Source organism: Kribbella sp. NPDC059898 (genome assembly GCF_042730855.1).
GTDB lineage: Bacteria > Actinomycetota > Actinomycetes > Propionibacteriales > Kribbellaceae > Kribbella.
On the sequence record NZ_JBHWKR010000005.1, the window covers coordinates 210,260 to 222,330 of the forward strand.

Genomic DNA, 12,071 nt, shown 5'->3' on the forward strand with positions numbered 1-12,071 from the left:
CGATCATCCCATTAGTTTGCTGAGACTTTGGTCGACCTAGCACTACCCCAACAGTACAGCTGACGCCACAGTCAAGACTTTGGTTGACATGCGACGGTGTTGACATGGTTGATGTGCCCTATCGCCTGCTCCGTAATCTCATGCTCGCGGCCGCCGTGCTGTACTGCAGCCTGCTGCTGGAGGCGGCCGCGGGGTTTCCGCTGGACGTGCATCACTCGTTCCTGAGCGAGCTGGGTGCATTGGACCAATCAACGAGTTTCCTGGCCCGGGCAATGGATCTGACCACGGGCGTGTTGCTGGTGGTCGCCGTACTGGTCGCGCGCCCCGCGGTGCGCGGCCGGCGCGGGCTGATGGTCAGTACGGCGGCATTCGCGCTCGGGACGTTGTTCGACGCGCTGTCGCCGATGGACTGTGCGCCGTCGGCCAGTGACGTCTGCCGGACGGGCGAGGCGAACGGGCAGACCGGTGTGGGCCTGGTGCTGCACGAGGTGACGTCCACGATCGCGGGACTTGGCAGTATCGCCATGGGCGTCTATGCGGTGCGCGCACTCCGGAAGGCCGGCTGGGGCGGCGTCCGGGGTCGTGCGGTCGCCGTACTGGCGGCTGCGGTTGCTGTGACGCAGGTCTGGCTCGGTCTGCAGACCGGGAGCGACGTACTGACCGGTGACGACCTGGATGCGCCAGGCATCCTGCAGCGGGTGTCGGTGCTGCTTCTTTGCCTGCTGCTGGGGTCGCTGTTACCAGCCTTGAGGCACGCTTATGACGATGAGCATGACGTGGATCGTGGTGCCCGGCTTGGCCGAAGCCCCCGAGGAGTTCGGGCGGGTAGTCGAGCTGCTGCCCGGTGAGGACCTCCGGGTGATCGACCCCTGGCGTACGCCGATCACGTCGGACGTCGACGTACTACGGGCCGCGGCCCGGGTGCCGTTGGGGGTACCGGTCGGGTTGATCGGGCACTCGATCGGCGGGCTCGCCGTACTGCGGTGGGCGTTGACGCGTCCGGGGGAGGTGTCGCGGCTGGTGCTCGTCGACAGCAGCCTCCCGTCGGAGACCGGGTGGCAGCCGTTCTACCCAGGACAGCGCGGCGACCAGGCCACCCGTTCGGTGGTGCGGTTCCTCGGGCAGGTCGGCGTACCGCAGCGGCTCGGACCCACGGTACGGCGACTGAGCGTCCGGTTCGGCAGTACGTCGAACCGCGACCCGTTGTCGAGGGCAACCGCCAAGGAACGGTACGGCGGGCAGGACTCGTGGCTGCTGTTCTGGGACGAGCTGTCCGCCAGCTGGGAACTCGCCGCCGAGGTGGCGAAGCTGGTGGCCGCACCTGTCGACACCGTTCCGCCGACCACCATGCTCGTAGCCACCGGCGGCATGGCCCGCTTCACCGCCAAGAGCTGGCTCTCCGGCCACCAGAAACTCGCCGCCACCCTCGGCGCCACCATCGAAGTCCTCCCCAACTCCGAACACCTGGTCCACCTCGACCGCCCGGACGCGATCGCCGCCGCCGTCCGCCGGCAGTAGAAACCCCTTCCACTCCCGGTCCCGGATGCCGTACGCTGATTCTACTGAAACAGTCGTGGCAGTAGTTTTCTGTAGTGGATGTGAACGATGAGTGATCGCATTCCGTGGGACCTGCGGTGCAGATGGTTCGTCGACGACGTCCGGGCGCATTGGCGCCGGATCCATCGCCTGTACGTCGGCCGTGCCTACAGCTGGGGCAGGCGGTGATTGTCATCACCTGTTCGGCGTGTGATCGGCGCATGTTGCTGCCGTTGAGCATGGTGACGGGGCTGGACCGGCGGCTCGACCTGGCGGGGCAGGTGCACTACGAGCTCAGCTACACCTGCTGGTGCGGCGTACCTGGTGTGAAGGTAGTGGCTGGGCCTAGGTAGTGCTGGTCATCGCCGGTGTCGGGAGCTTCCGCTGCCACACCTCGTCCAGCGCCATCCGCATCGCGCCCGTGACCACCGCGTCCTCGGCGAGCGCGGACAGCTCCAGCTTCGGGTGGTTGAGCGTCAGCAGCCGTAGCTGGTCCGAGATCGCGTCCAGCAGTACGGCGCCGGCGCGGGCGACACCACCGCCGATGACGACCGCGGTCGGGTCCAGCACGAGGACGGACGGAGCCAACGCCCGCGCGAACGTCCGCGCCACCTGCTGTACGACGGCCTGCGCGACCGGGTCACGCTCCGCCGCCGCGGCGAACACGTCAGCGGTGTCCAGTTGCTCGCCACCCAGCTCGGCCAGCCGGGACTTCGGGTTGTCCAGCGCCGCCTGCCGTCCGAGCGCCGCGATCGCCTCCGAGCCGACCGCACGCTCCAGCGGGCCGCGGCTGTCCTCCGGGTTGATCACGTCGTCGTTGGCGGTGGCGATGAAGCCGATCTCACCGGCCGCGCCGGTCCCGCGGTGCAGCCGCCCGTCGATCACGATGCCCGCACCGAGCCGCTCACCCCACTGGACCGCCAGCAGTGTCCCGGTGCCGCCGCGCGCGGCCGCGATCGCCAGGGCCGCCAGGTTCGCGTCGTTGTCCAGCATCACCGGGCAGTCGAGCAGGCCGCGCAGGTGCTTGATCAGGTCGACGGCCGACCAGCCCGGCACACTGGGGACCAGCTGGACGCGGCCGGTGTGCTCGTCGACGATGCCGGGGCTCGCGGCGACCACCGCGGCGACGTCCTCGGCCGGCACTTCCGCCTCGGCGAGGGCCTCGTCGATGACCTCGCCGATCACGCCGAGCAGCTCCTGGGCGGACCAGCCCGGCCCGGAGCGGCGTACGAGCGAGAGCTTGCGGCCCGCCAGGTCGGAGACGCCGACGGTCACCCGGTGCGGTCCGACGTCCAGGCCGAGCACCGGCGCCGCACGGCCGCGGAGCGAGACGCGGATCGCCGGGCGGCCGAGCGAACGGTCCGCGGAGTCGGGCCCGTGCTGCTGCAGCCAGCCGGCGTCGAGCAGCTCGTCAACGGCCTGGGCGACGGTCGGCCGGGCCAGCCCGGTGCGTTCGACCAGCTCGGCGACGCGCAGCGGTGCGGGCGCGGACCGACGGACCGCGTCCAGGACCGAGGCGACATTGATCCGCCGCAGCATCGTCGTACCGCCGCCGCCGACCGTTCCCTTGCTCATGTCCGACCCCTTGCCTGCCACCCGCACAGTATAGAGAGCGAGCGTTCGTAATTACTGTCCATTCCGCGCGCCGACTGGCGGATGCCGGTGCGTGCGTCGACAACTATCACCCCGGGAGGGCCGGATGCTCCAGTACACGCACCCTGCCCGAAATCAGCACCGATCAGTCCTGCACGACCGTCCGGGCGAAACTGCTCAGTGCCTCCCGATCCGGTTGCTGGGTCTTGGTCATCAGACTCGCCACGTGTTTCTCGACCGTCCGCGGTGAGATGTGCAGCCGGGACGCGATCGACTTGTTCCCGATCCGGTCCACCAGCAACCGGCACACCTCGTACTCCCGGGTCGTCACTCCCAGTTGCCGCAGGTACGCCGGAACCTGGTCGGACCCGGTCCGCCGCTGCGAAACCGTCGCGCCGAGCTGCCGCATCAACCCACGACACGCACTCGCGACCGGCGCGATACCCGCGGTATGGAAGTACTCCTCGGCCAGCCGCAACCAGGCCACCGGCTCACCCCAGCCGTCCGCGGCCGCCGGCTCGGCCACCAGCCGCAACCCGAGATGATGGGCCAACGGGAACAGCGATGCCGTCTCCAGCGCCTCCTGCAGCATGGCGTTGGCCGCCTCGACCTGACCGTCCCGGCCGAGCAGTACGGCGTGGGCGAACTGGACGAACTGCTTGTTCCACCGCATCCCGCTCGCCGCGGTCGCGGTGACCGCCTCGAAGTGCGCCCAGCCGTTCTGCCCGGACAGTACGCCGAGCAGCAGCGCCAGCCCGTTCTTGCCGGTCAGATGCAGGGTGGTCGGGTTCTGGGCGTCGAACGCGAGCGCCTGCGCCAGCTCGGAGTCGGCCAGCTCACGGTTCTCCTCGAGCAGCGCACAGAACGTCCGGGCCAGGCCGTAGGAGTACGGCAGCTCGTACGACGCCCGCTCGCCGCCCCAGTGCGCGACCTCGGCGAGCGTCGCCTCCATTGCGGACCGCCGGCCCTGGTGTGCCTCCAGCATCGCCTTGATCGCCAGGAAGTACGTCGCGGCCCGGCCCATCCGCAGTCGCCGGGTGACCTCGACTGCGCCGGCGATGATCTCGGCGGCCCGCGCGTACTCGGATCGCAGGATCGCCTGCTGGCCGAGGGTGCTGTCGACGTCGTACATCAGCTGGATCGCGCCGATCCGCAGTGCCTGCTGCCGGGCCCGCTCGAGCTCGACGATGCTGCCGTTCGCGAGGCAGATGGTGCCCGCCTGGAAGTAGTGCGAGGTGACCCGCTGGACCGTCAGGCCGTGCTCTTCGGCGAGCTGCCGGGCCCGGTGGAAATAGTCGACCGACCGGTCCAGGTCGTGCTCGCGGGCCAGGATGCCCAGCAGTTGCAGGGCTTCGCAGGCCACCTCGGGCAGCCCGGCTCGTTCGGCCGCCGCGGCCGCGCGGGCGGCCAGCTCGGTCGCGGCCTGGATCCGCCGGGGGCTCTGGCGGGCCAGCTCGAGATTCGCGGCGACCCCGTCGACCGGTGCGAGATCGGCATCCCCGGGATCGGTGCCGAGCAACGAGCGGGCGACCGCGACATGCTCGAGGGCGACCGCCGAGCGCCCGGCCATCATCTCGGCGTTCGCGAACTGGACGTGCAGGGCGGCGAGCTTGCGGCTGTCGAGATTGCGGCCGGCCAGCTCGTCGACGGTCGCGGCGTGCGCGGCGATGTGCTCGAAGCCGCCGGTCGCACTGAGCGCGAGCAGCAGCGCGCCGAGAACCTCGGCCCGATAGCCGACGTCGGGATCGCCGGCGAGCAGGGAGTTCGCGCGGTCCAGCAGGTTGGCCGCCGACCCGGTCGAGCCGTCGTCGTACGAGCGCCTGCCGGCCAGCGCGAACAGCCGGCCGGCCCGGACCGGGTCGCCGCCGGTCTCGGCGAGTTCGGCGACCATCGGGCACCACTCGCCGGGCAGCCCCGGGTGCAGTTCCTCGACCGCGTCCGCGCACCGGCGGGCCAAGGTGGAGCGTTCAGTGGGTGTCAGGCCGGCGAGCAACGACTCGGCGGTGAGCGGGTGGCGGAACGCGTACCAGTCCGGCGCCGGTTCGTCCGGACCGACCAGCTGGGCGGCGACGCCGGCCCGGAGCGTTGCCAGCAGCAGACGTTCGTCCGTCCCGGTCGCCGCGCGGACGACGCTCAGCGGGAACCGGTGCCCGATCACGGCCGCCAGGACGAGGATGTCCCGCGACTGCGGTCCGAGCTGCGCCGTACGGCTGCTGATACTGCGGACTACGGCGGGCGGCACGTTCGTGTGCAGATCGTCGACCACCAGCACGCTGCCGTCCGGCCCGGACACCAGCTGTCCGCTGCGGTTCGCCTCGTGCAGCAGTTCCTCGACGATGAAGGGGATCCCGGCGCTGTCGTTCCACAGCTGGTCCGCCAGTTGCTCCGGTACGCCGTCGACCGGAACCTCCAGGCACCCTGCGGCGAGCTCGGCGACCTCGTCCCGCACCAGCGGCCGCAGCTCGGCGAGTTCGGCGGCACCGCGCTGCGCCGACAGCTGGGCCAGTTCGTACGCGGGACACGTCTCGGAGCGCAGCGTCGCCACCAGTGCGATCGGCTGGTCCTCCAGGTTGTCGAGGAGGTACTCGATCACGGCCAGCGTCTCCGGGTCGGACCCGTGCAGGTCCTCCAGCACCAGCAGGCAGCCGCGGTCCTGGCCCACCAGCGCAAGGAGTCGCAGTACTGCCTCTCCGAGTACGACCGGTGACGCAGCGGTGTCATGGGCGGTGCCGTCGTCCCAGTCCGGGACGAGTCGGCCGAGCACCTGCCGGTACGGCCCGAGCCCTTCTGTGGTGGGCATCTCGCCGCGCCGGATCAACGACAGCAGCGCCTCGGTGAACGGGCGGAAGGCAACCATCGTGCCGATCGCGCCGACCCGGCCGCGGAGCATCGCCATACCGGTGTCGAGAGCCTGGGTGGTGGCCGTCGCGGCCAGCCGGCTCTTGCCGATCCCAGGCTCGCCGACCAGGAAGATCGCACCACCACGACCGCCGCGGGCTCCGGCCAGCAGGCGGTGAAGGTTCTCGATCTCCCGGTCTCTGCCGACCACCGTAGGCGAACGGGTCTGCATAGTTGCCAACTTTAACGACTGAAGGTTGTCGGTGCAGACAGTCGGCCAGTGGCCGGCCGCTCGGACGAGCGACCGGCCACTGGGTCAAACGTTCGCCGGCCTACGTCTGTCCGTACGGCCAGCCGTTGGCGGTGATGACGGTGGCCGCCGCGGCGGCCATGCCGACGAATCCGGCCAGGGCCATCGCCCGGGCCCGGACCCGACGCCACCTCGACGTCGTGGTCGGAGCCGACTGAACGTCGTGCTCCGCTACCTCGTGATGCTGGGCGGTCATGCTGTAACCCCTTGTCACACAGTGGGTTCCGGTGCTGTGCCACACCTCGACCCGGCGGTTGGTTGGAGCAGCAGCACGGACGGAACCCGCTCGGGGAACGCAAGACGGAGCAGCCCGTACCCGATCCCTGCCAGACCGGTCAGCAGGCCTGGAGACGGTACGTAGTTGGGCGTCCCGCACTGCGGTCCGTACTGCTCTACTGCCGCGAGCACCAGCCCGGCACGACGTCGTCGCGCCGCCTCTGTGGCCGGATACCCACGTGCGGCGAGCCACAACAGTGGCTCCACCGCGCCGAGCTCGCCGTGGCACAGACTCAGGTCGGCGAGCACCGGACGTTCGGTTGCGGTTCTGACGTAGGCGTCGAGATCCGCGGGGACTCCTGCCGACGCCCTGGCCAGGGCGGTGCCGGCATCGCCCCAGCACCACCCGTGGCCAGCTGGACCGTTCCGGCGGTCCAGATCGGCAGCCGCGCGCGCAGCATCGAGGTACCGGTCGCCGGGTACGCCGTACTGGCCGAGCGCCCACGCGATTCCCTGGAAGCCACGAGCGAAGCCATGGTCCGCTGCTACTCGGCCATGGAGGCCGCTTTCTACTGTGGCAACCAGGTGGTCGGCGTAGCGCTCGGCCAGCCGGCCGGCGGCCGGAAAGCCTTGTACTGCTTGCATCGCGGCCAGCCCGCCCGCCGCACCTTCGGCGTACGACGGGAACTCTGTGGGGTCCTGCACCAGCCGCTCACTGATCTCCAGCGACGCGGCCAGCCAGTCGGTGAGGTCGTTGTCGTCGAGAAGCGCGGCCAGCCGGCTGAGGCCGTAGCTGAGGCCGCCGAGGCCGTGGAAGCCGGACGTGGCGCAGTCCGGGTCTTCGGCGAGTGTCTCGAGCAGCTGGGGGATCGGCCGGATCGCGTCGCGGGCCAGCTCGCGGTACTTCTGTGCCCCGGTCAGTACGCCGATCTGCGCGAGGAACAGCGCCGTACCGGTGTAGCCGTTGGCCAGGCCGGCGCCCAGCTGACGGACGGTCCAGTGGCGGTCGTCGAGCAGTTCGAGGCCGAGCCAGTTGGCCGCGCCGCCGCGCTCGCTGACGACCTGCGCGACGATCTCGTCGGCGATGTCCGCGGCCGCCGCCAGGATGTGCTCGGGATCGGCCTCGCTGGTCCCCACGTGCGGCCGGACCGCCGTGCTGACGTGTGTGTTCGGCTCGGGCCGGATCGCGAGCGACGCGGAGATCAGCCAGGTCTGCCGGTGCTCGTCGATGTCGCCGAGGTCTGCGACCTTCGCCCGGACCGCGGCCAGGCCGTCGACGGCCAGGACGTCGGCGATCCGGGAACCGTCGGAGGCCCAGACGTCCCGGCTGTCCGGGCGCGTCGTGAACAGCGGTACGTCGCCGGCCCACAGGTCGGACAGCTCGAACGGGACGACCGCGTGCAGCGACTCGTCCGCGTCCCACAGCAGGTCCAGCAGCTGACTCCGCCCGGCCGCGTCCCGCAGTACGTCCGGCTGCGTCGACTCGTCCAGCAGACCCGTGTAGAGACTCGTGGGCCGCGGTACGAAGCGGACCTGGTCCGAAGCGCACTGTGCCAGCAGCCCGTCCAGGTCGTCACGGCCGCGGACGATCGCCTCGTACGCGGTCCGGAACCCTGTGAGTACGGCGTTCTCGTGCTCGCACGGCTCGATCGCGGTCCCGTTCAGCGACGGCCGGTTGACGGCCCGGTCCGTCCGGTCGGGGCGGCGTACCAGATGCATCGAGTCCAGGCCGGCGTCTTCCCAGTCCATCACGCTCCGGGACGCGAACGCACCGGCGTCCGGCCCGCGGTAGACCGACTGCAGGAGCGCCCGGTACGCGGGGTCACTCGTCGACGCGACCTGGCTGGGGTGGAACAGTGTCTCCACGTCCACCAGCACCGGCTGGTCGCCTGCTGCGATCAGGTTGTCGAAGTGCATGTCCGTGCCGTCCAGCACGTACAGCAACGCCAGCAGCGCGCCCTGGCGGTGGTAGAACCGCCGTACGCCGGACAGGTCCTCGCAGGACTCGTCAACGACGAACTCGAGCCAGCCGTAGCTGTCATGGGGGAGAAGGCGCACTGTGCGGAGGCCGAGCGCGGAACGGGCGTTCAGCCAGTCGACGATGGCGTTGAAGTGCTCGTGCAGCCCGAGCGGACGGGGCTTGTAGACGAGCCGCTGCCCGCTCGCGAACGTCAGGATCGCGGTCGATCGCCCACCCTGATGCGCATCGCCCGCGGGCTCGATCGCGACCAGTACGCCGGGGTCCCTGCCGTCGAACAGCCCGGCGACGAGCGACCCCCGGTCCTCGGCGAGCCGGGCCAGCAGCTCGAGGTGACCCTCGACGCCCTGCCGGCACGATTCGCCCAAGACCCGGGCCAGGACCGGGTAAGTGGCCAGGAACTCCGCCAGCTCGCTTCCTCCGACTAGGTGGTCGGTGAAGTTGAGGAAACGTGCAGCGGAGGTGTCCCCGGCCAGCTCACCGCGGTCCCGGGCCCGGGCCAGCTCCCGGACCAGCGTCCGCGCCGCCAGCTGGACGAGCCGGAGGCCGAGGCGCTGCAGGAACGCCTCGGCCAGTACGCCGCTGTGGCCCGCCGCGGCCAGGTCCTGCCGGGCGGAGTCCAGCAGCGGCTGCAGGCAACGCATGAGCGCCTGCCGCCAGTCCGTGCCGGACCCACCCGCTGCCGTGGCCGCCCCACCTGATGTGTGGCCGCCGCCGGCACCGGTCCCTGCGGGGTCTCGACCGGCGGCAGGCGCGCTCGGTGGGAGGGAAGTACTGCGTTCCACGTACTCGGCCCAGGCCGGCGCCGACTGCGTCGGTGCGGTGCCCAGCTCCTGCGGCCGCAGGCCCGCCGACCACCAGGTGTTGCAGCGTTCGGTCCTGGTGGGCCGGGTGGTCGCGGAGTCGAGCACGCGCTCAGGCTGTCATCGCGGGCAGGGGCGGGGCATGGGTGATCAGCACCCATATTTAGGCGGGCACGCCGCTCCGAACTTTGGGTGACGACTCCCCATGTGCGAGCCGGACCCGCGCTGTCACTGTGGGTGTGTGCTCACCACCGTCGCTCCCGGACTGCCCGTCTCGGCTCACTCTGTGTTGGACGTCGTACCGCAGCTGCCCGGTCAGTCGGCTGCGGCCGCGCTCCGGGAGACCGCGGAGGTGGCACTGGCTGCCGACAACCTCGGATACCGTCGCTTCTGGCTCGACGAGCAGCACGGTGTCCGAGGAGTCGGCGGCGCAGCACCCGCGGTGATCGCGGCGGTGCTGGCCGCGCGCACCGATCGGATCCGGCTGGGCGCCGGCGGTCTCCCACTGACCGACCACCTGCCGCTCGTCGTCGCGGAGCAGTTCGCCGCTCTCGCCGCGGCGTACCCGAGCCGGATCGACCTCGGCGTGGCCGAGCAGCGCGCCGTACTCGAACCTGATGCGCGTGCCACGTTCCAGCAGCGGCTGGACGAGCTATGCGGGTTGCTGCAGGACGGTACACCGGGCTCAGGCTCAGGTTCAGGCGACGTACGGCTCGCGCTTGCCGGTCCACCGCCGCCCGTCTTCGTACTCGCGGATGACCCGGGTACTGCGGCGGCTGCCGCCGTACGGGGGCTTCCGCTCTTCGTGGCGCACCACCGGGCGCCTGCGGTGACGGCTGCCGCCGTGGCGGCGTACCGGGAACAGTTTGAGTCGAACGGCCGGCCCTACCTCGCTGTCACGGTCGGTGTGGTGGCAGCGGACTCCGATGAGGAGGCCCTGACCCGTTTTGCGGAGTACGTCCGCGTCAGCTCGCGGCTGGCCGCGGCCGGGCCGGACGCGTCGTCAGCCGAGCTGGTCGCGTTGCTGGAGCCTGCACTGACCGGGCCGGAGCGAGCCCTTGCCGAACGGTTGCTGGAAGATCCGGGCCATGTCGTCGGCTCTCGTACGACGGTGGCCAGACGGCTGGGAACACTGGTCGCCGAGACCGCGGCCGACGAGGTGATGCTCGTCCCGCTGGCCTTCGACGGACTGATCCGGTCAGCGATCCTCCGTACCGTCGCAACCGGTCTCACCAAGGTCGTCCGGACAGGTCGGAGGCCCTTGGCTGCCACGGCCTAATGTGGGTACACACCCACCGAAAGGCTGGCTCATGTCACGAGAGCGCGAAGTTGTCGAGGCTTGTCCGACCGGGCTGTTCATCGGCGGCAAGTGGATCGCGGCCGACCAGACCTTCGCCGTCGAGGACCCGGCCACCGGTACGACGCTTGTCGACGTGGCTGACGCGAGTCCGGCCGACGGGAAGGCCGCGCTCGACGCGGCTGTTGCCGTCCAGGAGGAGTGGGCCGCGACGCCGCCGCGGGAGCGCGGGGAGATCCTGCGCCGGACGTACGAGCTGATGACCGCGCAGGCCGACGACCTGGCGCTGCTGATGACGCTGGAGATGGGCAAGCCGGTCGCCGAGTCGAAGGGCGAGATCGCCTACGCCGCGGACTTCTTCCGCTGGTTCGCCGAGGAGGCGGTGCGGATCGACGGCGGCTACCAGATCGCCCCGAACGGTGCCAGCCGCTTCCTCGTCATGCGCCAGCCGGTCGGGCCGTGCCTGCTGATCACGCCGTGGAACTTCCCGGCCGCGATGGGCGCCCGCAAGATCGGCCCGGCGGTCGCGGCCGGCTGCACGATGGTGATCAAGCCCGCCGCGCAGACGCCGCTGTCGATGCTCAAACTGGCCGAGCTGATGACCGAGGCGGGTCTCCCTGCCGGCGTGCTGAACGTCGTCACCACGCAGGACGCCGGCGGCGTGATGGAGCCGCTGATCCGCGACGGCCGGGCCCGCAAACTGTCGTTCACCGGGTCCACGCCGGTCGGCCGCAAGCTGCTCGAGCAGGCGTCCGGCCAGGTGCTGCGGACCAGCATGGAGCTGGGCGGGAACGCACCGCTGGTGGTGTTCGAGGACGCCGACCTGGACAAGGCGGTCGACGGCGCGATGCTGGCCAAGATGCGCAACGGCGGCGAGGCCTGTACGGCGGCCAACCGGATCTACGTGCAGTCCTCGGTGATGGACTCGTTCGCGGCGAAGCTGACCGCGCGGATGGCCGCGCTGAAGGTCGGCCGCGGCACCGAGCCGGGCGTCGACGTCGGGCCGCTGATCGACGGGAAGCAGCGCGACAAGGTGGCCGATCTGGTCGCCGACGCGATCGCCCGCGGCGCCCGCACGCTGACCGGCGGATCAGTTGCTGAGGGCAACGGGTACTTCTACCAGCCGACCGTGCTGGCCGACGTACCGGAGACCGCACGGCTGCAGAAGGAGGAGATCTTCGGGCCGGTCGCCCCGCTGACCGCCTTCGAGACCGAGGACGACGCCGTACGGATGGCGAACGACACCGAGTTCGGCCTGGTCTCGTACGTCTTCACCGAGAACCTGAGCCGCGCCCTCCGCGTCTCCGAACGCCTGGAAGCAGGCATGATCGGCCTCAACCAAGGCATCGTCTCCAACCCCGCCGCCCCCTTCGGCGGCGTCAAACAATCCGGCCTCGGCCGCGAAGGCGGCACCGTAGGCATCGACGAGTACCTGGACATCAAGTACGTCGCCGTCAACGTCGACTGACCGGAAGAAAGGAATGGGAGAAAGGAGGTGGT

General features: G+C 70.6%; 9 protein-coding genes. 5 read left to right on the plus strand and 4 right to left on the minus strand.

The annotated features are described in order from the left end of the window. Positions 1-104: 104 nt before the first annotated feature. The 3 genes from ACFV9C_RS18155 to ACFV9C_RS18165 all read left to right on the plus strand — a co-directional run bounded on the left by ACFV9C_RS18155 (position 105) and on the right by ACFV9C_RS18165 (position 1,889). On the plus strand, positions 105-848 hold the full coding sequence (locus ACFV9C_RS18155; protein ID WP_380194958.1) for a DUF998 domain-containing protein: 744 nt from the start codon (positions 105-107) through the stop codon (positions 846-848). Next, a complete protein-coding gene (locus ACFV9C_RS18160; RefSeq protein WP_380194959.1) occupies positions 766-1,518 on the plus strand; it encodes an alpha/beta fold hydrolase in 753 nt (250 codons plus the stop codon). The genes ACFV9C_RS18155 and ACFV9C_RS18160 overlap by 83 nt, the downstream gene beginning before the upstream one ends. Before the next feature lie 239 nt (positions 1,519-1,757). Next, positions 1,758-1,889, plus strand: coding sequence for a hypothetical protein (locus tag ACFV9C_RS18165; RefSeq protein WP_380194961.1), 132 nt, complete (start codon positions 1,758-1,760; stop codon positions 1,887-1,889). Here ACFV9C_RS18165 and ACFV9C_RS18170 read toward each other — a convergent pair. The 4 genes from ACFV9C_RS18170 to ACFV9C_RS18185 form a co-directional block, all read right to left on the minus strand. Next, positions 1,882-3,111, minus strand: a complete 1,230-nt coding sequence (locus ACFV9C_RS18170) for an ROK family protein (RefSeq protein ID WP_380194962.1) — start codon at positions 3,109-3,111, stop codon at positions 1,882-1,884. The genes ACFV9C_RS18165 and ACFV9C_RS18170 overlap by 8 nt on opposite strands. A gap of 163 nt (positions 3,112-3,274) precedes the next feature. Beyond that, positions 3,275-6,199, minus strand: a complete 2,925-nt coding sequence (locus ACFV9C_RS18175; RefSeq protein WP_380194964.1) for a helix-turn-helix transcriptional regulator — start codon at positions 6,197-6,199, stop codon at positions 3,275-3,277. A 100-nt stretch (positions 6,200-6,299) separates the two neighbouring features. After that, positions 6,300-6,473 (minus strand): hypothetical protein, encoded by a 174-nt coding sequence (locus ACFV9C_RS18180; protein WP_380194966.1) that lies wholly within the window; start codon positions 6,471-6,473, stop codon positions 6,300-6,302. 14 nt (positions 6,474-6,487) lie between these two features. Beyond that, on the minus strand, positions 6,488-9,382 hold the full coding sequence (locus ACFV9C_RS18185; protein ID WP_380194968.1) for a type 2 lanthipeptide synthetase LanM family protein: 2,895 nt from the start codon (positions 9,380-9,382) through the stop codon (positions 6,488-6,490). 178 nt (positions 9,383-9,560) lie between these two features. Here ACFV9C_RS18185 and ACFV9C_RS18190 point away from each other — a divergent pair, with 178 nt between their 5' ends. Together ACFV9C_RS18190 and ACFV9C_RS18195 are read left to right on the plus strand one after the other, a co-directional pair. Continuing rightward, entirely contained in the window at positions 9,561-10,553 is a 993-nt protein-coding gene (locus tag ACFV9C_RS18190; protein WP_380194970.1) for an MsnO8 family LLM class oxidoreductase, read from the plus strand. 31 nt (positions 10,554-10,584) lie between these two features. Then, positions 10,585-12,039, plus strand: a complete 1,455-nt coding sequence (locus tag ACFV9C_RS18195) for an NAD-dependent succinate-semialdehyde dehydrogenase (RefSeq protein WP_380194972.1) — start codon at positions 10,585-10,587, stop codon at positions 12,037-12,039. The last annotated feature ends 32 nt before the right edge of the window (positions 12,040-12,071 follow it).